26 protein-coding genes are annotated in these 25,019 nt (G+C 30.3%); 1 reads left to right on the top strand and 25 read right to left on the bottom strand.

Going from position 1 to position 25,019, the window contains the following annotated elements; translation table 11 throughout:
- Window positions 1-40: 40 nt before the first annotated feature.
- On the bottom strand, window positions 41-679 hold the full coding sequence (locus FGK85_RS04115; RefSeq protein ID WP_138203984.1) for a ComEA family DNA-binding protein: 639 nt from the start codon (window positions 677-679) through the stop codon (window positions 41-43).
- A 326-nt stretch (window positions 680-1,005) separates the two neighbouring features.
- On the opposite strand from FGK85_RS04115, the gene FGK85_RS04120 reads away from it, so the two are divergent.
- Window positions 1,006-2,271 (top strand): D-alanyl-D-alanine carboxypeptidase family protein, encoded by a 1,266-nt coding sequence (locus FGK85_RS04120; protein ID WP_138203986.1) that lies wholly within the window; start codon window positions 1,006-1,008, stop codon window positions 2,269-2,271.
- A 205-nt stretch (window positions 2,272-2,476) separates the two neighbouring features.
- Here FGK85_RS04120 and FGK85_RS04125 read toward each other — a convergent pair whose 3' ends face one another.
- The 24 genes from FGK85_RS04125 to radC form a co-directional block, all read right to left on the bottom strand.
- A complete protein-coding gene (locus FGK85_RS04125) occupies window positions 2,477-3,403 on the bottom strand; it encodes an RluA family pseudouridine synthase (protein WP_138203988.1) in 927 nt (308 codons plus the stop codon).
- 67 nt (window positions 3,404-3,470) lie between these two features.
- Entirely contained in the window at window positions 3,471-4,757 is a 1,287-nt protein-coding gene (locus tag FGK85_RS04130) for an LCP family protein (protein WP_138203990.1), read from the bottom strand.
- On the bottom strand, window positions 4,758-5,345 hold the full coding sequence (gene yqeK / locus FGK85_RS04135; RefSeq protein ID WP_138203992.1) for a bis(5'-nucleosyl)-tetraphosphatase (symmetrical) YqeK: 588 nt from the start codon (window positions 5,343-5,345) through the stop codon (window positions 4,758-4,760).
- A gap of 12 nt (window positions 5,346-5,357) precedes the next feature.
- On the bottom strand, window positions 5,358-5,960 hold the full coding sequence (gene nadD / locus FGK85_RS04140; protein WP_138203994.1) for a nicotinate-nucleotide adenylyltransferase: 603 nt from the start codon (window positions 5,958-5,960) through the stop codon (window positions 5,358-5,360).
- A gap of 33 nt (window positions 5,961-5,993) precedes the next feature.
- Window positions 5,994-6,284, bottom strand: coding sequence for a ribosome assembly RNA-binding protein YhbY (yhbY, locus tag FGK85_RS04145; protein ID WP_138203996.1), 291 nt, complete (start codon window positions 6,282-6,284; stop codon window positions 5,994-5,996).
- Window positions 6,285-6,302: 18 nt separating this feature from the next.
- A complete protein-coding gene (obgE, locus tag FGK85_RS04150; RefSeq protein ID WP_138203998.1) occupies window positions 6,303-7,580 on the bottom strand; it encodes a GTPase ObgE in 1,278 nt (425 codons plus the stop codon).
- 453 nt (window positions 7,581-8,033) lie between these two features.
- Window positions 8,034-8,336 carry a 50S ribosomal protein L27 gene (gene rpmA, locus FGK85_RS04155; RefSeq protein ID WP_138204000.1) on the bottom strand — a complete coding sequence of 101 codons (303 nt, stop codon included), beginning with the start codon at window positions 8,334-8,336 and terminating at the stop codon, window positions 8,034-8,036.
- A gap of 3 nt (window positions 8,337-8,339) precedes the next feature.
- On the bottom strand, window positions 8,340-8,666 hold the full coding sequence (locus FGK85_RS04160) for a ribosomal-processing cysteine protease Prp (protein WP_138204003.1): 327 nt from the start codon (window positions 8,664-8,666) through the stop codon (window positions 8,340-8,342).
- 2 nt (window positions 8,667-8,668) lie between these two features.
- A complete protein-coding gene (gene rplU, locus FGK85_RS04165; protein ID WP_138204005.1) occupies window positions 8,669-8,980 on the bottom strand; it encodes a 50S ribosomal protein L21 in 312 nt (103 codons plus the stop codon).
- Window positions 8,981-9,100: 120 nt separating this feature from the next.
- Window positions 9,101-10,555: an Rne/Rng family ribonuclease gene (locus tag FGK85_RS04170; protein WP_171011323.1), complete on the bottom strand. Its 1,455-nt coding sequence runs from the start codon at window positions 10,553-10,555 to the stop codon at window positions 9,101-9,103.
- A 111-nt stretch (window positions 10,556-10,666) separates the two neighbouring features.
- Entirely contained in the window at window positions 10,667-11,374 is a 708-nt protein-coding gene (locus FGK85_RS04175; protein ID WP_341472465.1) for a TIGR03936 family radical SAM-associated protein, read from the bottom strand.
- A complete protein-coding gene (locus tag FGK85_RS04180) occupies window positions 11,358-13,220 on the bottom strand; it encodes a TIGR03960 family B12-binding radical SAM protein (protein WP_138204011.1) in 1,863 nt (620 codons plus the stop codon). The genes FGK85_RS04175 and FGK85_RS04180 overlap by 17 nt, the downstream gene beginning before the upstream one ends.
- Before the next feature lie 166 nt (window positions 13,221-13,386).
- Window positions 13,387-14,253, bottom strand: a complete 867-nt coding sequence (locus tag FGK85_RS04185) for a M50 family metallopeptidase (RefSeq protein WP_138204012.1) — start codon at window positions 14,251-14,253, stop codon at window positions 13,387-13,389.
- A 19-nt stretch (window positions 14,254-14,272) separates the two neighbouring features.
- Entirely contained in the window at window positions 14,273-15,037 is a 765-nt protein-coding gene (locus tag FGK85_RS04190) for a M23 family metallopeptidase (protein ID WP_138204014.1), read from the bottom strand.
- Between the two features lie 430 nt (window positions 15,038-15,467).
- A complete protein-coding gene (mgsA, locus tag FGK85_RS04195; protein WP_138204016.1) occupies window positions 15,468-15,848 on the bottom strand; it encodes a methylglyoxal synthase in 381 nt (126 codons plus the stop codon).
- A gap of 12 nt (window positions 15,849-15,860) precedes the next feature.
- Window positions 15,861-16,970 carry a rod shape-determining protein RodA gene (gene rodA / locus FGK85_RS04200; protein WP_138204018.1) on the bottom strand — a complete coding sequence of 370 codons (1,110 nt, stop codon included), beginning with the start codon at window positions 16,968-16,970 and terminating at the stop codon, window positions 15,861-15,863.
- A 114-nt stretch (window positions 16,971-17,084) separates the two neighbouring features.
- The gene (gene minE, locus FGK85_RS04205; RefSeq protein WP_138204020.1) at window positions 17,085-17,354 is read right to left on the bottom strand and encodes a cell division topological specificity factor MinE; all 270 of its coding nucleotides are present in this window, start codon (window positions 17,352-17,354) and stop codon (window positions 17,085-17,087) included.
- Window positions 17,355-17,366: 12 nt separating this feature from the next.
- Window positions 17,367-18,164, bottom strand: coding sequence for a septum site-determining protein MinD (minD, locus tag FGK85_RS04210; RefSeq protein ID WP_138204022.1), 798 nt, complete (start codon window positions 18,162-18,164; stop codon window positions 17,367-17,369).
- 16 nt (window positions 18,165-18,180) lie between these two features.
- Complete coding sequence (gene minC, locus FGK85_RS04215) at window positions 18,181-18,813, bottom strand: septum site-determining protein MinC (protein ID WP_138204024.1); 633 nt, start codon at window positions 18,811-18,813, stop codon at window positions 18,181-18,183.
- Between the two features lie 235 nt (window positions 18,814-19,048).
- Window positions 19,049-21,904 (bottom strand): penicillin-binding transpeptidase domain-containing protein, encoded by a 2,856-nt coding sequence (locus FGK85_RS04220; protein ID WP_138204026.1) that lies wholly within the window; start codon window positions 21,902-21,904, stop codon window positions 19,049-19,051.
- 15 nt (window positions 21,905-21,919) lie between these two features.
- Window positions 21,920-22,411, bottom strand: a complete 492-nt coding sequence (mreD, locus tag FGK85_RS04225; RefSeq protein ID WP_138204028.1) for a rod shape-determining protein MreD — start codon at window positions 22,409-22,411, stop codon at window positions 21,920-21,922.
- A gap of 16 nt (window positions 22,412-22,427) precedes the next feature.
- Complete coding sequence (gene mreC, locus FGK85_RS04230) at window positions 22,428-23,294, bottom strand: rod shape-determining protein MreC (protein WP_138204030.1); 867 nt, start codon at window positions 23,292-23,294, stop codon at window positions 22,428-22,430.
- Between the two features lie 2 nt (window positions 23,295-23,296).
- The gene (locus FGK85_RS04235; RefSeq protein WP_138204032.1) at window positions 23,297-24,307 is read right to left on the bottom strand and encodes a rod shape-determining protein; all 1,011 of its coding nucleotides are present in this window, start codon (window positions 24,305-24,307) and stop codon (window positions 23,297-23,299) included.
- Window positions 24,308-24,324: 17 nt separating this feature from the next.
- On the bottom strand, window positions 24,325-25,011 hold the full coding sequence (gene radC, locus FGK85_RS04240) for a RadC family protein (protein ID WP_243122800.1): 687 nt from the start codon (window positions 25,009-25,011) through the stop codon (window positions 24,325-24,327).
- Window positions 25,012-25,019 lie beyond the last annotated feature (8 nt).

The raw sequence follows: 25,019 nt of genomic DNA on the forward strand, positions 1-25,019 counted from the left end.
ACACCTCCCTATATATACAGTAATTTTATAATATTAACCTTCATATGTCCACCTTATCTCTTAATTTGTTAAAGGTTTTTTCACCTATCCTATCTATTTTCATTAAATCTTCAATAGAAGAAAACCCTCCATTTTTTTCTCTAAAATCTATTATTTTTTTGGCAGTGGCATCCCCAACACCTGGAAGAGTTTTTAATTCCTCTTCTGATGCAGTATTTAAATTTACTTTTCCATTTTTATCTTCCGAACTTTTGGAGCTTACTCCATTATTTGCTTGACTAGCATTTCCATTAGTACTAGCAAACTGTTTTTCCTCTTCTCCTATACTATATACATAAATTAAGTCCTCATCCTTTAATTTTTTAGACATATGTATCCTATCTAAATCCGCATCTTCTTTAAGTCCTCCAGCCTTATTAATTAGTTCATTTATTCTGCTATCTTTATTTAAAGTATACACTCCAGGTTTTTTTACAGCACCCTTTATGTCTACCACTATATTTGAACTAGATGATTCTGTTTTAAAGCTGCTTTTCTTAACTGTATCACTTTCCACAAACATATTTTCAGAAGTAACTTTCTTTTCTTGAGGTTTTGATATATTATACCCCACAATTAAAAATATTATTGATATAACTAGTATAACTAATGAACCTATATATTTTTCCCTATTTCTCAATTTATTCTCTCCCCTCCATAATATTTACTATAAGTAAAAAGTTATCATCGATATTTCTGCTAAAACTTTAAGCATGCTTTGGAAACTCTTATGGCTATATGTTATTAAAAATCATTAACTCTTACTTCTTACCTTGTATAGTGTAGAGCTTAAAATTTATATTCGAAATAATAATCACTAGTTATCATATTCTTTAATTTATGTTATATTTTTTTATAATTTATAGTTACATATCTTTAATTATTGCCATTATTTCATATTTTAGTATCGATTAATGCTACTTTTTTTGATATACTAAAAAATATAAAACATTCAAGGAGGCAAAAATGAAAAAGTTTCTAATTTCACTAGTCACATTTTTTTTAATATTTTGCAGTTATGCTAAAGCTTCTACTCCAACACAGCCAGCTGTTTCTGCTGATGGCGCTATAGTTTTAGATGCAAATTCAGGTAGAATATTATATTCTAAAAATATAGATACACCTTATGCCCCTGCATCTACTACAAAAATAATGACTGCCCTTTTAACACTAGAAAACTGCAAATTAAATGACATGGTTACTGTAGGAAAAAAACCACCGGTAGCCGATGGTAGCAAAATATACATATTCGAAGGAGAAAAATTAACTGTAGAACAATTATTATATGGTCTTCTATTAGCCTCTGCAAATGACTGTGCTGAAGCATTAGCTGAGCATATAGGCGGCTCTATAGATGGTTTTTCTCAAATGATGAATAGAAAAGCCAAAGAACTAGGTTGCAAAAACACAAACTTTGTAAACCCTAGTGGCCTTTATGATGATAAACATAGAACTTCTGCTAGAGATTTAGCTTTGATAATGAAAGAACTTGTAAAACAACCTGAATACTCAAAGATTGCAAAAACTAGTTCTTACAAAATACCACCTACTAATGTATGCAAGGAAGAACGTCCTTTATGGAATGAGAATAAACTTGTACAACCCTATTCAAAATTTTATTATAATATTTGTGAGGGAGGTAAAACAGGATATACTATACAATCTCTCCATTCTTATGTAGCTAGTGCTTCAAAAGATAATCATAGATTAATAGTTGCATTAACTCATGACAATAATAAAACATATTTTAATGATTCTTTAGCACTTTTTAAATATGCATATGAAAATTTTGATTTAGTGGAGCCTTACTTAAAGGGACAAACCATAGAAAATTATTCAATAAACAAGAACTCAAGCATACCTTTAAGCTTAGGGGAAAATTTTTACTATACTATAGAAAAAACCTTAGCCTCAAAAGCTTCTTTTAAAATAGAACCTAAACTAAATGAAAATTTAGGAAAAGCTTCTTTAAAGAAAGGTGATACTATAGGAACAGCACAAGTAAAATTAGATGGTAAATCTATAGGTGAGGTAAAACTATTAAGTGGAAAGGACTATACACCTAAAACCACTGCCTCTACTGTTCTAACTAATACCGTAAGTACAGGAAAAACTATTTTAAAATATGTATTTTATGTATTTATTATAATTTTAGCTATTTATATAGTTCTTAGGATAATTTTAATAATAAAAAGAAAAAAAAGAAGAAAAAGATTTAAATATAAAAAGTAAGTCCACAATAAAAGATCTTTTAATCTATTAAAAGAAAAGGTATAACCACTTCAATTTAATGAATCAGTTATACCTTTTCCTATTATACCATTGCTTACATTCAATTAAAGATTTTCCATAACGCAATGGAGAAAAATCCCCCTTACCTCTCACTTCTCACTTCTCACTTCTCACTTCTTACTTTTTACTTCTTACTTCTTACTTTTTACTTCTCACTTATTACTTCTTCTGTATTAAAATTTTCTATTTTCGAAATCAACTCTTTCATGTCTTCTGGCATTCCACATTCTAATTGGACTATGTGTCCATCCCTAGGGTGAGGGAAGGACAATTTAAATGCATGTAAAGCCTGCCTTACTATATAGTCTTTTTCCTCTTTTCCATATAGTATATCACCATATAGAGGATGTCCTAAGCTACTTAAGTGCACCCTTATTTGATGGGTTCTTCCTGTTTCTAATTTTAACTTAACCAAGTCTCCTCCAGCATAGCTTTCTAATACAGTATAATGAGTTATACTCTCCTGTCCCCTTACATCTATTACCCTTTGTATGCTATCATCATCAGTTCTATATATAGGCTTATCTATTGTGCCGGATTTTTGTTTTAAATTTCCATGTACTATGGCTAAATACTCCTTTTGAAAAGTTTCTTCCTTCATATCCCTAGCTAACGCCATATGGGCAAATTGGTTTTTTGCAATTAAAATAAGACCAGAGGTATCCATATCAAGCCTACTTACTAGCCTAACTATGCAATTTTCTCCTTTTTCTTTAAAATAGTATAGAAGTCCATTGGATAGAGTACCTGTTGGATAACTTCTAGTAGGGTGAACCACCATACCTGGAGCTTTATTTAAAACTATTACGTCCTCATCTTCATATACAATATGTAAATCCATTTTTTCTGGTGGTATATTTTGTTCCTCTTCCTTGTTTATCTTTATTTCTATTACATCCCCTACTGCAACTTTATTGTTTAACCTAGCATTTTTACCATTTACTTTTATTCTTCTATCATTTATTGAGTTTCTTATAAACCTGCTGGACAATTGTAATGTAAATTTCAAGTATTCTTTTAGCTTAACTTCTTCTTGCCCTTTTTTAACTATATATTTTATTATATTATCCATAATTTTCCTCACCTTCATTAAAAGCAAAGGCCATGTAATTAAACATAGCCTTTTAATATCTCAAATTTTATTTAATATAATCTTGATCTTCACCTAACATAACGGTTATATCAGAATTGCCTTCTGAACCTGAGTTTTGTTCTATTTTATTTATTTTGAATTCTCTTTTAATATTTTTAATGACGCTATCTTCTAAAGGCTTGTTAAAAATTATTTTACTCTCATTAACTCTTTCAGCATTGCCCGTCTCTATATGAGTATATCCCATCTTTCTTAAATATTCCGCATAGTTTGCTGCCAAACCAGATTTTTTAGTTGTATTTAATACTTTAATATTTAAAGATCCCTTATCTATTGCCATCGTTTTAGATCCTCTAAGTTCCTTTAATAATTCTGTACTCTTTTCTTCATCATATATGAAATAAGAAGTTTTACCTATATATTTTCCCTCTCCTGCAAGAGTTGACATCTTAATATTTGAAGAATCTACTTTAGCTACAGACATACCATAGGATATTATTTCTTTAGGTGACATATTAGTAGTTATATATTTAGAAGCTATATCTAATATATCTTTAAGTTTTAAAACTATACTAGGGCTTTTTGCCTTTTCTATAACTTTTTCTATAAATAAATGCTGATTTCTAATTCTTCCTATATCCCCTTCAGCTAATCCCGTGTTATCATTATTTTTTCTCCATCTAAAGAATTCCTCTGCCTTTTTACCATCTAGGTGAGCCACTGTTCCCTTTTTAAAGTGTATGCTTAAATTTTGGCCAGGATCATCGTAGTTCATATTATATTCTATAGGCATATCTACCCCTCCTATAGAATCTATTACCTTTCTAAAACCTTCATAATCTAATTTAACATAATAATTTATATCTATTCCCAATAACTCTTCTACAGAATCAATAGCACCTTTCATTCCACCTAGAACATGAGCATTATTTATCTTTTGAGCACCTCCATTTATTTCTACCTTCGTATCCCTTGGAACTGATACTATATGAGCTTTTTTCTCTTTAGGATCATAATGCATAACCATCATTGTATCTGTCCTTTTAGGTACATTTGCTCCTTTAAGCTTAGGATCTCCAATATCCACCCCAACTATAAGTATATTTACTGGGTCATTTTTTTCTACCTTTGGAGTTTCTACTATGTCTTTTGGATTTTTATTATCCATATTTTGTCCCATCTTATATAAGGAATACCATGAATATGTGCCGAATCCTAATAACGCTATTAAAGCTATAAGTAGAATTCCTAGAAAAAATCTTTTAACTCTATTTTTCTTCTTTTTCTTTACAACTTTTTTCTTTACAATTTTTTTATTGCTTCTCTTGTCCATCTATTCTTCCACCTTCAACTTTCCATTTATAATAGCGTAATTTCTAGCAGCTATGGTATCTCCATGTAAAAGTTCGCCCTTAGAAATCACATAATTAATAGTATTATCAAAAGCCATTATAAGTGCTTTATCCAAATCTTCAAAAGCTGCTTCTCTTAAATTCTCTACTCCATTAAAATTTCTTGAAGGTTCAATATAATCACCTATGTATATGATTTTTTCCAAAGTTGTCATATTTCTCTTCCCTGTAGTATGAAACTTTATAGAATTTAGTATATCTCTATCCTTTATATTCATAACTTTTTCTGCAATTATGGCACCAGCTAAACCGTGCAAAAGTTGAGGTTGTTTTTGGCTAACTTCATCTACTATATAACCTTCTTGCCTAACCATTTGTATTAATTTATCATTGCTTAGATTTTTGGCACAATCATGCACAATCCCTGCTATTTTAGCCTTTTGAACTAAGCTTTTATCATATTTTATGGCTAACTTTTCCGCTACATCTCGTACTCCTAAACTATGTTTAAATCTGGATTCTTTTAAATTAACTTTTAAGTAATTTAATATAGTCTCCTCATCCCACATATATTAATCCTCCTAAATGTATAGCTCCTTATGTTTTATGTACTCATCTACTCCTTTTGGAAGCAAATAATAAACTTCTTGTCCATTTTTTATCATGTTCTTTATTTCAGTGGATGAAATATCTAATAAAGGTATATCCAAAAATTCAATATTTTTCTTATATTTATTTTGGATAAATTCCTTCCATTTTAATATATCACATATATTGTAACCCGGTCTGTTAAAAACGATAAATTTACAATTTGATAAAATATCATCTACATTTTTCCAGGTTTCAATTTCCATTAAACAATCTACGCCTGTTATAAAATACCATTCTGTATCTTTTTCAGAGTTTTTAAAGTATTCTATAGTTTCATAACTATAACTCAATCCTCTTTTTTCTATCTCATAAGAGCTTAATTCAAAATTCTTTTCTCCCTTTATTGCCTCAAAGATCATGTGGTATCTTAACTTGCTATCAGTTATAATTCTTTCTGTTTTATGAGGTGGATTGCCACTGGGAACAAATATTATCTTGTCTAAATTAAGCTTATATAGGGCCTGGTATGCTATATACAAGTGCCCTATATGTATAGGATCAAAGGTTCCTCCAAAAATAGCCTTCTTAGTCATATTGCATTCTTCTTTCATTAAATAATTAAACTATTATGGTAATTCTATTTTAGGTTTCTTTTGAGATTTTTTATATAAAACAAATTTATTTCCTATGCATTGAACTCCATCACATTTAATTTTTTCACATATGATATCTGAAGCTTCTCTTGCAGTAAATTCACTGTTATTTAATACACTTAGTTTTATAAGTTCTCTAGCTTCTAAAGCATCTTCTATTTGCTTTAAAAAAGGTTCATTTATGCCACCTTTACCTACTTGAAATATTGGAGTAATTGTATTAGCTAAGCTTCTTAAGTAACTTCTTTGTTTGCTTGTCATCATAATAAATGTTTCCTCCCATTAAAATAAATATTCAAATTCAAAATCATTTAATCTAACTATTTCACCATCTTCTATTCCCATTTCCTTTAATTCTTCAAATATACCTTTATTTTTAAGTACTTTATGGAAATATTTTAGAGAATCTGGATCATTTACATTTACTGCACTTAGTAATCTATCTACAAAAGTTCCTTCTACTACATAAACACCATCTTCATCTTTTCTTATAGTATAAGTAAATTTCTTTTCTTCTGGTATATACATTTCTTCTTCTGGTATTTCAAGTTCTGAAACAGGTATTGTACTAAGCATTCTAGCACATTCCTTCATAAGGTCAGCTACTCCCTCTTGAGTTGCTGCTGATATCTTAAATATATTTTTGTATCCCATTTCTTCTAATTTATTTTTAAAGTTTTCAAAGGCTTCATCATCATAAAGCATATCACTTTTATTGGCTGCAACAATTTGAGGTCTATCCCATAATTTAACACTGTACTTTTTTAATTCATCGTTTATTTTTACAAAATCTTCAATAGGATCTCTTCCTTCTACACCAGAAATATCCACTACGTGTATTAAAAGTCTAGTTCTTTCTATATGTCTTAAAAATTCTAGTCCTAATCCTACACCCTCTGCAGCACCTTCTATTATTCCTGGAATATCAGCCATTACAAAAGCTGGTGCCTCAGGTACAGATACCACGCCTAAATTAGGCTTTAAAGTTGTAAAATGATAGTTAGCTATCTTAGGTCTAGCCTTTGAAACAGTAGAAAGCAGTGTGGATTTTCCCACGTTAGGGAATCCAATTAGTCCCACATCCGCCAAAAGCTTTAATTCAAGAATTATGAATCTTTCTTCTCCTGGCATACCTGGTTCTGCAAAGGAAGGTGCCTGTCTTGTAGGCGTTGCGTATTTAGCATTACCTTTTCCGCCTTTGCCACCTTTTGCTATTACAAATTTATCTCCTTCATGAGATAAATCAACCATTACTTTATTTGTTTCAAAATCTTTTATAACTGTACCTGTAGGAACTTTTATGTATAAGTCTTCTCCATCTTTTCCATAACACTTGCTTTTTCCACCATTTTCCCCTGGTTCAGCTACATATTTTCTACGATATGTAAAGTCAAGTAAAGTAGTTAATTGTGAATCTGCTACCAAAATCACATTTCCACCTTTACCTCCATCTCCACCATCAGGACCGCCTAGAGCAACATATTTCTCTCTTCTAAAGGATATAGCTCCATCTCCGCCTTTGCCGGATTTAACAAATATTTTCGCTGTATCAATAAACATATTTTTCACCTTACCTTAATTAATATTTAGTTCAGTTCTAATACCTCTTTAATCTAAAATTCTCACTATATAATTGTATATTATAAATTATGATTACATTAAATAGTTATTTAGTAACTGCTGTGCAATTTAAATAAAAGTTTTTATAACAATATTTTAATTTTAAACAAATATTGCTATTATAGCGTATTCTAAATAATGCAACACAACATTTGTAATATATCCATTTTATAAAATCTATTAAAAAAATATATGTAAACAAATTTTAAATTGTTATTTTCTATTTCATTAAATATATTATTTACTAAATTAAACTTTTTATAATAATTATCCTTAAAACAAAATACTTCCTGCATTTGTCTTTATATATAATCCCATAGCTTTTTTCCATAATTTCATCACAGGTTATTTCATATATAAGTTTTAAAAAAGCACCCCTGAAGGGTGCCTTTACTATTCAGCTATTTCAACTTCTGCTTCAACTGGGTAGATACTTGCTTTTTTCTTGTCTCTTCCCATTCTTTCATATTTAACAACACCATCTATCTTAGCAAAAAGAGTATCGTCTCCGCCTCTTCCTACGTTAAGACCTGGGTGAATCTTTGTTCCTCTTTGTCTAACTAGGATATTTCCTGCTAAAACAAATTGTCCGTCTGCACATTTAGTTCCAAGTCTTTTAGATTCACTATCTCTACCGTTCTTAGAACTACCAACTCCTTTTTTATGAGCTAGTAATTGTAAGTTAACTAATAACATGGGTTACACCTCCTCTTCGTGCACTTTTATATAACCACCGTAATTGCTCTGGATATTTTTTAATCCTAAAAGCAATGTTTCCATCAAAACTTGACATCTATCTATTTCCTCTGGAGAATTATCTTCAATATTTATATTTATATAACCCTCTTCTGCAGAACAATCTGCCTGTATATTAAGTACTGTAAGAATTCCATCTCCTACGGAACATGAAATTGCAGTAGCTGCACTACAAACTATGTCGCTGCCCTCTTCAGAGTAATCTGAATGCCCTTCTAAGCTGATGCAAACAAGTTTCTCTTTTTTTCGTTTAGCTTTTACACTAATCATAATTATGCTTCTATTGATTCAATTTGTAATCTAGTGTATGGTTGTCTGTGGCCTTGTTTTTTTCTAAAGTGCTTCTTACGTTTGTATTTCATAACTATAACTTTTTTAGCTTTTCCTTGCTCAAGTACTTTAGCTACAACTTTAGCACCTTCAACTACAGGCTTTCCTACTACTAAATTACCATCCTTGCTTACTACAAGAACGTCAGTTAATTCAACTGTTGAATCAACTTCTGCATTTAATTTTTCAACGAATATAACGTCTCCTTGAGAAACTTTATATTGCTTTCCTCCTGTTGCTACAACTGCGTACATTAAAATACACCTCCTCTATCCAGTCTCGCCATCAAAGGCACGCATTCTGCGTTTAAAACCTTATCTGAGCGGTCTACAAATGACATTTTATCACAACAAAACCCATTTGTAAAGGAAAATTTACTCTTTTAAAATCCCCTCATAAACCTTACAACTTTCCAATTTTTTTAGTTGACTTATAAATAAAAGAGGCTCCACCTTAAAAAGTTCACTATTGTTAGTATATTGTAAATAAACTCTTTTATCCAATGCATCTATTTCTTTTATAAAAGATAAAATATCTTCTGAAATACTTTTCTTATATTTCTCATCAATTTCAATATATATGGTATCCCCTTTACACTGTTCTTGAATTTTATATATAAGATTCTTTATAAGAAATTCTATATAAGATAATCTCAATCGCTTTCCTTCACCATTACATTCTTTGCATTCTTCTTCTAAATAGCTATATATATCTTTTCCAACTCTTTTTCTAGTTATTTGTAAAAGTCCAAGAGGCGTAAATGGGTAAATTTTAGTTTTGTTTCCCTCATCACTAAAGCCTTTTTCTACTGCATTTATAATTGCTTCTCTATCCTGTGCCATATGCATATCTACAAAATCAATAATTATTATTCCTGCTAAATTTCTCAGCTTTATTTGCTTCACAATCTCTTCTGCCGCCTCTAAATTTGTGTTTAGCACAGCTTTTCTCATTGATTCATGCCTTATATTTTGAGCAGTGTTTACATCCACCACATACATGGCTTCTGTTTTATCTATTACTATATTTCCTCCTGATGGAAGAGAAATCTTATTATTTCTTAAATGAACTAGTGATTTTTCTATTTCATAATAGCTAAATAAGTTTTCAGTTTTATCATAAAGAGTTAACTTTGTACTTAGTAACTCTCTATTGATCATATAATCTAGCATGTAATCATAATACTCTTTGTTATTTGTAATTATTTCAGCAGAGGTATCATCTACATATTCTCTTAAAACTCTATTTATAATTCCCCTGCTACTGTATAATAATTTAGGTTTAAGAGTATATGTTCCATCTTTTATTACTTTAAGATATATATTATATAGATACTCTATTTCCTTATTCATATCTTCTACCGTAACATCTATTGCTTTACTTCTTATGATTACACCAAAACTTTTATGTTTCTTTATGCCCTTTATTATATTTCTTTTAAATTCAACATCTTCTATTTTTTTAGAAAAATTGATTCTATTATTAAAAGTAGTTAAAACACAATAACTGCCTTGAATACTTATCTCTGTGGTAACCCTTGGCCCTTTATCTCCAATAGCCTCCCTTACCACTTCTACTATAACATGATCCCCTTTTTTTATTTTATTTTCATTGGAATCCTGTAAATGCATATAGCAGTTTTTTTCTGTTCCTATATCTATAAATGCACTATTATTAGCATTTATAATGTTTTTAACAATACCTTTATATATTTCACCTATATGAGGCTCTCGGTCTTCTTCCTGAATCAATATGGCTTTAAGCTCATCTTCTTTTTTTACTGCTACTCTAGTGCAAGTGCCTTGCTTCTCTATGTATATTTTTTTCACACTTTTCCACCACCCTATTGCAAATCCCTGCTCTCCAATGCCTAATTTAAATTTTCACATAGCTTATTACTTTCAATTAATAAAGCATAATTTTTACTATGCAACAAAATTCTATAGGCTCTTAAAATATTCCTGTAAACTCACCAATTTCTTTCCCCTATAAGTATAAAGTTCTTTTCTTTGAATCTTTACAAATTTGTCCTTTTGAGCTCCCTCTGTATGGTCTTGTATGTATTCTGCAAGAATCTGAGGAGATAAATTATCTTTACTACCAGAGGTAACTAAAACTTCAATTTTTAAATAACCTTCATTAAACTGGAATTTTATTTTTTTAATTAAAGGTCTTATATTAAATTCCTTTTCACCATTTTTTGTTTTCTTAATCACATTCCATTCATTACTATTTAATAATTCTTTTAACTGTATATCAACTTCTGAACCATTTTCATAAGGTATATGTATTGAATAATCTGATGCTTCAACTAACGCCATAGAAGCTGGTGTTTTCTTACCTTCAATGGTTTTAATCTTTATTACATCCAGTATTTTAATTCCTAAAGGAGAAGATTCTATTAATTTATCTAGTATATATTTTTCATCTAATTCTTCTATTAAACTAAAATCAAAATACTCAGCGGAGGAGAAAACTCCAACACCTAAAGGTTGTGCTATAGATAAAGTTAAATGAGGATTGAATCCCTTTGAATATTCAGCTGGCAATTCCGACCTTCTTATTATTCTTTGTACTGTTCTTAAAAAATCTAAGTGGGATATGAATTTTATTTCATCTTCTTTAGTACACTTAACTAAATAACGCACCTTCAAAACACTTCCCTTCTTTAAAATGCTTATTAGTATTTATGCCGCATAGCTTACAACCTTGTCTGCAATCTGGAGTAACCTCCGCATTTTTAGCTCTTTCATTTTCTTTAATTAAAAATTCCTTTGAAACCCCTACATCTATAAAATCCCATGGAAGTATTTCATCATAGCTTCTTTGTCTATATGCATAAAAATCTCCATCTACCCCGCACTCTTCTAGTGCTTCTTGCCATATCTGGAAATTAAAATATTGATTCCAACCATCAAACTTAGCTCCCTTTTGGAAAGCCTTTATAAGTACATCGCACATCCTTCTGTCACCTCTTGCAAATATAGCTTCCATATAGCTTACTGGTGACTCATGCCAATTATATGTAATTTGTCTACTCTTGATAGTATTTCTAAGTGTCTGTATTTTTTCCTTAACACTTTCCATATTATCCTGAGGACTCCATTGAAATGGTGTGAATGGTTTTGGTACAAATATAGAACTACTTAAAGTAACTTTAAGACCCTTTTGTCTTTCTGTCTTTGGGACTTTATAATATTCATCTACAACTTTATCTCCCAGTTCAGCTATGCCCTTAACATCCTCCATGGTTTCATAAGGAAGTCCTATCATAAAGTATAGTTTAACAGTACTCCACCCAGCTTTAAAAATACTGCTTACTGAATCTATTAAGTTTTCTTCTGTTACACCTTTGTTTATAACGTCTCTCATTCTTTGAGTTCCAGCTTCTGGAGCAAAAGTAATTCCTGTTTTTCTTACCTTTTGAATTTCCTTTATTAAATCTACTGCAAAAGAATCTATTCTTATAGAAGGTAGTGATACCCCAACCTTTTTATCCTTATATCTTTCTATTAGTGAAAATATTAAATTTTTAATATCAGAATAATCACATATACTTAGGGAAGTAAGGGATATTTCTTCATAACCTGTTTTCTTAATAAGTTCATCTGCCAATTCCACTAACTTATCAGTTTTCTTTTCTCTTACAGGTCTGTATATCATTCCTGCCTGGCAAAATCTGCAGCCTCTTGTACACCCTCTAAAAGTCTCTAGCATTATTCTATCATGCACTATTTCTGTGTAAGGAACTATTAAATCTGTTGGATATTCTACTTCATTAAAATCTTTTATAATTCTTTTTGCAATTTTCTCTGGAAATTCTTCACTAACAGGTTTAAATTCTTTAATAGTTCCATCTTGGTTGTAATCAGTTTTATAGAACTTTGGCACATAAGTTCCAGGTATCTTAGCTACTTCTCTTAAAAATTCATCTTTAGATTTTCCCTGTTTTTTCATATCCTTATATAAGTCTAAAACATCATTTAAATGTTCTTCCCCTTCACCTAAGGAAAATAAATCTGCTATATCATAAAGTGGTTCTGGATTATAAGCACAAGGTCCTCCACATAATACTATAGGATCTTCTTCACTTCTTTCTGAAGCTCTTATAGGTATTCCACTCATATCTAGCATATTTAGTATATTTGTATAACTCATTTCATATTGCAATGTAAAGGCTATAAAATCGAATTCCTTAAGTGGATCCTTTGTCTCTAAAGCATACATAGAAATTTCATTTTCTCTCATTAATTTTTCCATGTCTGGCCAAGGCGCAAAGGCTCTTTCACAAAAGGTATCTTCCCTTTTATTAAGCACATGGTAAAGTATTTTTGTACCCAAATGTGACATTCCAACTTCATATACATCTGGGAAACAAAATGCAAATCTTATATCTACTTTATTTTTATCTTTATTGTAGGAATTAATTTCTCCCCCAATATATCTTGCAGGTTTCTCAACTTTATATAAAATATCATCAGAAATCTTCTTCATTATATTTCCTCCTCATGTTTTTTACATCTAATTATTTTATCACATATGGCTATCATACACCAGTTAAAAACTTTAAAAGCTTATGATTTATAAACAGAGCTCTTAGCTTCAGATAGAGTTTTTACTCCATCTGAAGGTTAGAGATCGTTCTCTCAATTCTCAACTCTCAATTGTCAATTGTCAATTTTAATCTTAAATACTCCTCAATAGTTATATTACCATACACCTTTAATGCATCTATTATTTCCTGCTCATAAATTATGTCTATAACATTCATCTCATCATTTAATACATAAAAAATATTATACCTGTTTTTATCTATTAAATTCATCATAAATAGCAAATTTTTTTTACTACAAACAGAAACCGTTCTATTTTGTAAATACCCTCTTTTTAAAAAATTAACCCTTTTTTTAATAACATCCCCCATAATTAAATAAACTATCCTTTCTCTTTCTCTACTTGAATAAACAATTATGAATAAGCCAATAAGACCTATGTTTAAATTGTACAAAAAAATACTTTTTTTATAAAACAATAAAAAGTAATAAAAAATAAAAGCAAAACCAATGACTAAACTAAAGTTTACCGTTATTATATTTGCTCTTTTATAATGAATTTTAATGTTTAGTAAATCCCTAAGTATCCTACCTCCATCTAAAGGCAAAGCAGGTATTAAATTAAATATTCCTAAGGCTAAATTAGTTATCTCTAATAATCTAAGCTGCTGTAACTTAAAAATATTAAAAAATATATGAAAAGCTAATGCAACTATTATATTAAATAAAGGACCTGATACAGAAATAATTATATCTTCCAAAGGCGTTGCTTCATCTAAATCTTTTAGCTTAAGCACCGTACCTATAGGCCATATTTCTATATCAAATCCTGAAAAACCTAAAAATCTAGCTGTAACATAATGTACTACTTCATGCAGAAAAGCCATTATAAACGCCACTAAAAATTTACCTCTAAAGCCCATAACTAATAAACATAAAAATATAAGAAAAAAATATTTTTTAAACTTAACCATTCATTATCCCATTCTCCATTCACATTGCTAATTTCAAAAAATCCTTGGGATCCTTATTTTCTCCCATATACATTATTTCAAAGTGTAGATGAGGTCCTGTACTTTTACCCGTATTACCGCTTTTAGCTATATTTTCACCCTTCTTCACCTTTTGATCTTTTTTTACTAGTATTTCATTTAAGTGAGCATATTTAGTTTCTATACCTTCACCATGGTCAATTACTATGTATTTACCAAGTTCCTTGTGCTCACCACACTCTTTCACTTTTCCATCAGCACATACCTTTATAGATGTGTTTTCCTTCACTGCTATGTCTACTCCATTGTGCATTTGCTTTTTACCTGTAAATGGGTCTACTCTTTCACCAAATTCAGAAACTAACTTTCCTACACAGGGTACCTCATAATCATTTTTTACTACCTGTTTTACTGGCTCTTTTTTATTTATTTTATTTATAGCCTTTTCTATATAATCCTGGGACTTAGTTTTAAATTCTTTAAAATCAAAAGCTTTAACAGTCTCAAAGACCTTTTTATAATCAAAATTTTCATTAACTATTTTCTTAGAATAATTATAAACTTTCTGAGTAGTTGGTGTAATAACAATCTTGCAAAGTAAAACTATTATAAATAGTATAAGCACTCCTGTTAAATCTCTTATTATCCTCCTGGTTATAAAGTCTTCCTTTTTTATATTTGAATTTTTAGTATTTTTAGGATATACTCCTCTTTTGTTCAATATAGAATTGTAATATTCTCTATACTGTGGATTATAACTGCCCATTTTTTACCTCCTATCTTTTATTACTGTTTATATATATTAATCTTATTAATCTTATATGCGGATTTTCATGTAGTTTTAATTTACACACCTGTAAATAACCAAAGTACTTCATATATTTTTTAAGATACAATTATAAATCACCCATTTCTAGTCGCCACTCCCCATTCCCTAGTCCCCAGTCCATAATCACCGTTCCCCAGTAGCCAGTGTCTAGTACGTAACCACTAAAATTTTATTTGAGGCAATCTTCATTTTGCCTTTACACAAAAACTTTATCAATTAATTATTCAACTCTCACATTTATAAAATAAAAACATTTATTTATCTACTGTAGAGCTTGAAATTTATGTGCAAAATTTGAGCTAATTAAAAAAACTGTTTCTAAAGTTGTACACTTTAAAAACAGTTTTAAGCTATTCATTTATGATATTTAATTATTATTGCAGTGACTTCTTAATGCCTTTGCAAAAACTTCTGCTGTTCCAACATTAGTAGCCAATGGTACGTGGTGCACATCACATAATCTTAAAAGTGCAGATACATCTGGCTCGTGAGGCTGAGCTGTAAGTGGATCTCTTAAAAATATAATTAGATCTAATTCCCCTAAAGCTACCTTAGCTCCAATTTGCTGATCTCCACCTAAAGGTCCTGAAAGAAACCTATGTACTTTTAGTCCCACTATTTCATTTAAGAGCCTTCCTGTAGTTCCTGTAGCATATAGTTCATGCTCAATAAAAATATCTTTATACCTTTTTACAAAATCAATAATATCATCTTTCTTATTATCATGTGCAATAAAGGCTATTTTCATATAAATCCCCCCTTAGAAATTTATTTTTTTTCTTCTCATACAAACATTTAACACTAAACCTATAGCCATAAAACTTGACAGTATAGAACTTCCCCCATAACTCATTAATGGTAGCGTTATACCTGTTATGGGCATAATGCCTATGGTCATGCCTATATTTTGAATTAATGAAAACAAAAATGTGGATGTAACTCCTACACATATTATAGCTCCAAACCAATCCTTAGAGGTTCTGGCTATTTTTATAAATCTATATATCAAAACTCCATATAATGTTAACAAAACTAATGCACCTACAAGTCCCCACTCTTCTCCTACCACAGAAAAAACGAAATCTGTATGAGCTTCTGGAATAAAGCTTAAAGCCGTTTGGGTTCCTTTTCTAAATCCTTTTCCCAGTATTCCACCAGATCCTATGCCTATTAAAGATTGTGTAAGCTGCAGATTTGAACCCAGTGCGTCTTTTTCCGGATGCAAAAAAGATGTCAATCTCTGTTGTTGATAATCATGAATAATACCTGAATTCCACACTATAGCTATAAATACTACTAAACTAGCTAGCCCACCAAATATAACTTTAAGGTCTAGTCCTGATATAAAGAATATTCCTAAAACTATGAAAAAGCATACCATAGTCATACCCATATCTGGCTGGATAACTATAAGCACCATAGGGACTAATGCATAAAATACCAAAGTAAAAAAATTCTTAGGCTCATTAATTTTGCCCTCCATGTCATCTATCTTTTTGGCCAGCATAAGTATAAGACCTAATTTAGCAAATTCCGAAGGCTGTATAGCCCTGCTGCCTATACCTATCCAGGATTTAGCTCCTTTACTTACTTTACCTATAACAAAATCATTTAAAATAAGTAAAAATACCCCTGCCCAATATATCAAAGTTGAATAATTTCTAATCACATTGTAATCTATAGTTAATATTATATATACCACAGCTAATCCTAATAAAAGCCACAAAAGCTGAAGCTTAAAATATTTTATTCCACTAGTAGCACTAAAAATATTTAAGGCTCCAAATACTACTATAATTATAGAAATTATTAATACGGAAAAATCTATTTCCTTTAAAAGTCTTTTGTTTATCTTAAGTTTATCTAACATATAATAGACCTCCAAAACTTCATCACTACAAATGATATTATAGCATATATATTTAAAAAAAAGCTACGTGTAACTAATATAAATTTACACATAACTTTCATTATTCATAGCTATTTAATATCTATTTTTCATTTTCTTAATGGGGATACTTGCTATTAAAGCTGGTTTACATCCATCACATTCATCTGTTTTAGCAAGTTTCACATTTAATCCCTCTTTGTCTATTTCTGCATAATTAGATATAACTTTAAGCAATGCTTCCTTAATGTCCTCTAAAAAATCTTGTGAAAAGTCACTTCTATCGTGTATTAAAATTAATTTTAGTCTTTCCTTTGCCATATCCTTAGAGGTCTGCTTGTTAGAGAATATTTTAAAAAAATCCATTCCACTACCTCCTTATTTTCTACCAAAAAGCTTCATAATGGATGCTAGAAAACCTGTTTTTTCATCATTTACAGTTTCAAAAGGTATTTCCTCTCCCGTTATTCTTTTTGCTATATTTTTAAATGCTTTACCTGCTGTGGCCTTCTCATCCAAAACAATAGGTTCTCCTCTATTAGTAGATATGGTTATACTTCTATCGTCAGGTACAACACCTATTAATTTTATTGCAAGACTATCAAGTATGTCATCTATATCCAACATATCTCCATTTCTAGTCATCTCATAATTTATTCTATTTATAATAAGCTGATGATCTTCAACACCCTTTGCATCTAATTTTCCAATAACTCTATCTGCATCCCTTACAGATGTAACTTCTGGATTTACTACAACTATAGCTCTATCGGCTCCTACTATAGCGTTTTCAAAACCCTGTTCGATACCTGCAGGGCAATCTATTATAACATAATCAAATTCCTCTTTTAATTTGGTAACCAACTTCAAAACATCTTTAGCATTTATATCACTTTTATCTCTTGTTTGAGCTGTAGGTAATAAAAATAAACTTTCAAATCTTTTATCTCTTATTAAGGCTTGTTTAAGTCTGCAGCGTTCTTCTATTACATCAATAATTGTAAAAACTATTCTATTTTCAAGTCCCATAAGTACATCTAAATTTCTAAGACCAGTATCTCCATCCACTAAAACAACTTTTTTACCCATGGCAGCTAATGCAGTGCCTATATTTGCAGTAGTTGTTGTCTTTCCTACTCCACCCTTACCTGATGTTATTACTATCGCTTCTCCCATATACTATATACCTCCATTAAATAAATTTATTTGGCAAATAAGGTTCTACTATTATACTTTCACCTTTTATTCTAGCCACCTCTGGATATTGAGGTTTAACCTCATCCTCTGGAGCCCTTGTTATTACATTTGCTATTTGTATTATTTGAGGTTGAAGTTTAAAAGCTGCTATTATAGCATTTATATTGCCAGTACTTCCTGCATGCACATAGCCTTTTAAAACTCCAAGGACAATTATATTTCCTTCTGCAGATACCTCCGCTCCTGGATTAACGTCACCTATTATAACCAAATTTCCTGGGTAATTAACTATTTGACCACTTCTTACGGACCTTCTAATAAATTTGGTACGCCCTTCATATATACCTGCAAATATTTTATCGCTTTTTTCATTTATATCTTCAAAGATACAATCTTGTATTAGTAGCTCATCAAACAATGCATCCTTAAGTTTTCTAAGTTCTCTTTCATTTATGTATTTTAGTTGAGTAGTTATTCTAAGTGTAGTTCCTTTATAAAATTTTTTTCCCCTAGATAATTTTTTTATTAAGGCTTCAATCATATCTTCAAAATCTTTAAATGCTTCCATATTTATAATTATATTCAATCCTTCTTTGTTTCCTTTAACCAATATACTATTGCGTACCATAATTAAATTAGACCTCCATAAGCCAACATAATTTATTATTTCAACATACACATGCAAAATCCTTCTTTTTAGTGCTTTTTTTAATAATACTATAATATGAAATTTATTGTCTATAAAATATATAAAAAAATGAGGCTGTTGCATTAAAGAATTTACCTACGATAAATTGTTTTGAAAATTTAAATCTATCTCAATATATCGTAGTATTTATTCTTAGTACAACATCCCCATTTTTTTAATTTACTTCTTTTTTCAAATCTTTTTCTTTTTTAATATCTCCACTTTTATCCTTTGAATCATCACTTTGCTTGTCTTTTTCTTCACTTTTAGCCGAAGCTTCATGATTTTTTTCTGTTTTTAAAGTATAATTATACTTTGGAACATAGGATGGATATTCCTTTTTCAATCTCTCTGAAAAATACTTTTCATAAATTGCCCTAGCCACAGGTGCTATATAACCACCATGGCCTGCGTCAAATCCAACTACCGCAACAGCTATTTCTGGATTTTCTGCTGGTGCATATCCTACATATACTGCAAAAGCTGATCTTCCAAATTCATTTTGCTTAGCAGAGAAGGTAGCTGTTCCTGTTTTACCTGCTGTTTTAATAGGGAATCCATCAAAAGCCTTTGTAGCCGTTCCACCCTCGCCAGTAACAGCCTTCATACCTTCTTTTACTGCTTGGTCTGTAGATGGCTTAATATTTATCTCATCAACTACTTTAGGTTTCTTTTCTTCTGTAACATTCCCTTCTTCATCATAAGCACTTTTAAATAAATGAAGTTCATATCTGTGACCACCATTAGCTATAGTAGCTGCATAACTTGCCAGTTGCACTGGAGTAAAATTATGTTCACCTTGACCTATGGAAGCATTTATTATATTACCTGGAGTATAAATTTGAGTATTTGCATCCCATATACAAAAATCTATAGTTGCTACTGCTGCATTTTCTATATCCTTTTCTGTATATTTACTCTTAGTATCTTTGTCATACGTATCTATTAATCTCTTCAGATTATTTTTTAATTCTTTTGTATATTTTATTGAATTTTCCGCTTTAGACTTTAAATTTGAATCTGATTTTATTGTACTTTCTATAGTTTTCTTTATATCTTTCTTTATTTCTGTTACATTGCTATCTTCTTCTTTTTCTCTTATATTTATGTCTATAGGAGTAAATCTCTTATTTCTAGCTGGTTCATATCCATTTTTCAATATATCCCTAGCGGTATAATAAAATAATATTGTACTATTTTTTATAGAATCATTAAAATTATATGCTCCACCTTTTTTTTCTGGTATCTCTATTCCTGTATAATTACCAAGTCCATATTTTTCAGCATATTTTTGTAGTGTATTAAAGGCCTTTTCTAATGAAGTATCTTTATACTTTTCATATAATAAAGAACCTATATTATAAAAGAAATAGTTACAGGATTCTTTTAAAGCTCCTACCACACCTATAATACCGTGTCCACCATGCTTCCAGCAACTCCATTTCCCATTATACTTTTCAAATGTACCTGTGTCATTGACAGTAGTATTTATGTCAATAACTCCATCCTCCAATCCTGCTATAGCAGTAAGTGGTTTAAAAGTTGATCCTGGTGGAGTTAATCCATAGGTAGCATAATTATAAAAAGATTTAGGAACTATGTCATACATGTCTTGTCTTATAGTTTTATTATCCTTAATACTTTTATCTAAAGGAAATAATTCATTTAGCTTTTTCTCTATATCGCTTTCACCAGAAGCTAATCCCATTTTCTTTATATAATCTCTTCCAAATTCATTTAAATCTGGATTGAAATATTTTTTCATAGTTTCATCATTTAATTTTCCTGGAATAGTAAATATGTTAGGATCAAAACCCGGTCTACTAACTAGAGCTAATATTTCACCAGTTTTAATATCTACAGCTACTGCTGCTCCTCTAGTAGCATTTGCTGTATATATACTTGAATCTGTTGGATCTGGTCTTGGGTTTTTTCTTAATTCTGCCAAAGTATCATCCATTGCTTTCTCCGCAGCATTTTGAATATTAGCATCTATGGTAAGTTTTACATTTTCTCCTTGATAAGGGCTCTTTTTAAATAACTCCTCAACTATTCTACCATATTTATTAACTTTTACAGTTCTCTGTCCCTTAGAACCTCTAAGTCTATTTTCAAAGACCCTCTCTATTCCAGCAGTACCTATATAATCAACGCTAGCGTCATAACCTTTTTCCTGATATCTATCCTTGTCCATAGAATTTATTTTAGATATGTATCCTACTACAGAAGAAGCTAATTCTCCATTAGGATAATATCTTATAGGCTCATTTGAAACATCTATTCCTGGTAATTCACTTAGTCTTTCATAAAATTTGAAAGCAGTTTCTCTTTTTATGTTTTTAGCTATTATTACAGGTTTATATCCTGAAAAACTCTGCATCTTAACAGCATCCTTAAGCACCATATATCTAAGGCTATCTTCTAAAGAAAACTTTTGCTTATTTATTTTATATTCTTCTTCTAAAAATTTAAAAGTTTCCTCTGGACTTATCTTCATAATCCTATCATGGATATTTTTAATTTTATCTGCATCCTTTTTTGAGTCTAATTCATTATATTGCTTATCATATAACTTTTTAGCTTCTCTATCTGCAAGCCCTCTATCTATTTTAAATCTAAGTTCCAACCATTCCCTATCTTTTGCTTTTGCTGCATTAAATTCAAATCTAAAAGGATTTACTTTTAAAGGAAAATCATTTTCTTGAATTTCATCATTTTCATCTAATATTTTAAAAGCAACCTTCATTGTATCAAAAAAAACTTTTTCAGTTTCTTTAGTTTCCATATAAGTTAAGTTAAAACTTTGCTTGCTAGTAGCTAAAATCACTCCATTTCTGTCGGTAATATCTCCCCTTGGAGCAGGAGTGGATATATCTCTTATGTAATTGCTATCAGCTCTTACTTTATACTCATCTGCTTTAACTATCTGCAAGTAAACTAATCTAGATACAATACTAGTTATAATCACAATATTACAAACTATCAATGCAGTATATCTTGTAAATTTCTTTTTCTTATTTTTATCTTGCATATAATCTCTCCTCTTTTAAAACTTCCAATCTTTTTTCATGTATTCTTTGGTAGAAAGCTTATATACATAGGCATATACAAATATCCCAATAAGCATATTGTAAATGCTTGTAAATATAATTTTTGCAGGCTCCATATAAAACTTTAATACATAGGAAAAAGAATATATTAAAACTCCCTTTAATATACTGGCTGCAAATATAGTTAAAATAGGTATAAGTTTTTTTTCTTTAAATATAACTTTTCCTATTTGAGATGCTAAGAAGCAAAGAATCATATTTACAAAACAATTTATTCCAAAAAATCCTTGAAAATAAATGTCCTGTAAGACTCCTGATAATATACCTATTTGTATTGCAGAATTCTCATCCTCTGCAATAGAATAACTTATTGCAAATATAAAAAGTAAGCTTGGATAAAATTCTTTAATATTTATAAAAGGTATTACAGTATTATCCAGTATTAAAAACGTTATAGATAAAACAAACACTGTTATTATTCTTTTCACATTACATCACACCTTATTATTTTATCTTTCTAGTTTCTTTAGGAATCAAAACAAACAATTCTTCTAGTTTATTAAAATCTACATAAGGCTCAATTACAGCATTTTTCATCATTTTACCCTTATCTGTTTCAATACTTACTATTTTGCCTATTCTTATTCCTTTTGGGTATACTCCTGGCTCTACGTCTTTTGATGATACATCCACAAGTCCTGTCAATACTTCGTCTCCTACCTTAACCTTTGAATCCATAGGTAGATAATGCAGCCTTGCAAATAACTTATTATTTTTGTCCTTATATCCCTTGACTATCCCAGTGTTTTCTTTTGTACCTACTATGTATCCTCCTACTGCAATATTTTCATTTTCTATAGTTTGTACTATAGCATAATTATCTGCTACAGAAGTAACTTGACCTACTAATCCAAAAGAATTTACCACTGCCATTCTTTTGTCTATTCCATCTTTTTTACCCTTATTTATTATAAATCCATTTAAGTAGTCGCTTCCACTTTTACCTATGATACCACATCCTAAATGATCATACTCTGAATTTTGATCTTTATAATTCAGCATTTGCTTTAATCTTTCATTTTCATCTGTTATCATAAATTGTCTAGTAAGCTTATCTTTCAGTTCTTCGTTTTCTTTTTTTAGTTTAATATTTTCCTCTTTAACTTCTGAAAAGTTTTTTAGAAAACCAATAGAATTTTGTACTTCATAACAAATATCATATATAAATTTTTGTACAGAATTCAAAGTTACACCTACGCCATTTTCTATTGCAGAAATCTTTTGCCTTTTTGCAGAGTAGCCTATTAGGGCTAAAAATGCAACTGACAGCACAATAATTGCGACTGTCAGTTTTTTCTTAAAAAGCTTCATGCTTATGCTCTTTTATTCATTTTATCTATATTGGCAAGGGCCATTCCTGCACCAATGGCAACACATTCTAATGGTGATTCTGCAATTTTTACCGGCATATGTGTTTCATGATTTATTAAATCATCAAGTCCTCTTAATAGCGCTCCCCCTCCAGTAAGCATGATACCTTTATCCATAATATCCGCTGCTAATTCTGGTGGTGTCTTTTCAAGAGTAGTTTTGATAGAATCTATTATAGATGCAATTGGCTCTGATAAAGCATCTCTAACCTCTTCTTCATTTATTTCAACTACTTTTGGAAGACCTGTTATAAGATCTCTTCCTCTTATCTCCATAATCTTTTGCTCATCTGAAGTTTTAAAAGCAGATCCTACTTCTATCTTTATATTTTCAGCTGTTCTCTCACCTATCATTAGGTTATATTGCTTCTTTATATAATTGATTATAGATTGATCTAATTCATCTCCTGCTATTCTTAAAGATTTACTTGTAACTATTCCCCCTAAGGAAATAATAGCTACTTCTGTAGTTCCTCCACCTATATCTACTACCATGCTTCCTGTTGGTTCATTAACTGGAAGTCCTGCACCAATTGCTGCTGCCATTGGTTCCTCCATTAAATGAACTTCCCTAGCACCTGCACGCTTTGTAGCTTCCTCTATAGCTCTTCTTTCTACTTCAGTTACACCTGATGGAAAACATACAACTATTCTTGGTGTAGAAAATGCACTTTTAGCACTAACTTTATTTATAAAGTTTCTAAGCATTTCTTCTGTAACATCAAAATCTGCTATAACCCCATCTTTAAGTGGTCTTATAGCAACTATATTCCCTGGGGTTCTACCAATCATCTGCTTAGCTTCTTCACCTACTGCTAAAACCTTTTTATTTATATTATTTATAGCTACCACTGAAGGTTCACTTAAAACAATTCCTTTACCTTTAATGTATACTAAAGTATTTGCTGTTCCTAAATCAATTCCCATATCTTTTGATATTCCAAAAAAACCCATAAGTTTTTCTCCTTTCGTTACATTATTCCTTTTTCCTTTAAGCTAATATAAGTTCCATTTCCTATTACTATATGGTCTAAGAAATCAATTCCCAGTATTTTGCTACACTCTTTTATGCGCCTAGTTACATTTATATCTTCCCCACTAGGTGACGGATCTCCTGATGGGTGGTTATGACACAATATTATAGACGCACTATGTTTTTTTATAGCCTCAGTAAAAATTTCTCTTGGATGCACAATAGAAGAATTAAGACTTCCTACAGATACATCTTTAACACCTAAAACTATATTTTTTACATTTAGCATTATAATTTTTAAGTATTCCTTCTTTAGGTATCTCATGTCTTCCATCAATAAATTTGCTACATCTCTAGGTGATGTTATTTTATACTCTTCACCTGATTTATAGGCTTTAAATCTCCGAGAAATTTCTGCTAAAGCTAGAATTTGAGAAGCCTTAGCTTTTCCAATACCTTTTATCTTCATGCATTCTTCAGCATCCATATTTAACAAACCATTTAATCCATTGCCATCTTTTAATATTCTATTGCTTAATGTAATGATGTTTTCTGATTTACAGCCTGTTCTAAGTATCACTGCTAATAGTTCTGCATTCGACAAGGCCTCTGGACCATATCTTAACAACCTTTCCCTTGGTCTTTCATTTTTAGGTAAATCCATTATCTTCAAAGAAACATTCAAAACTATTC

Origin of the sequence: Haloimpatiens lingqiaonensis (assembly GCF_901447495.1) — a bacterium.
GTDB lineage: Bacteria > Bacillota > Clostridia > Clostridiales > Clostridiaceae > Haloimpatiens > Haloimpatiens lingqiaonensis.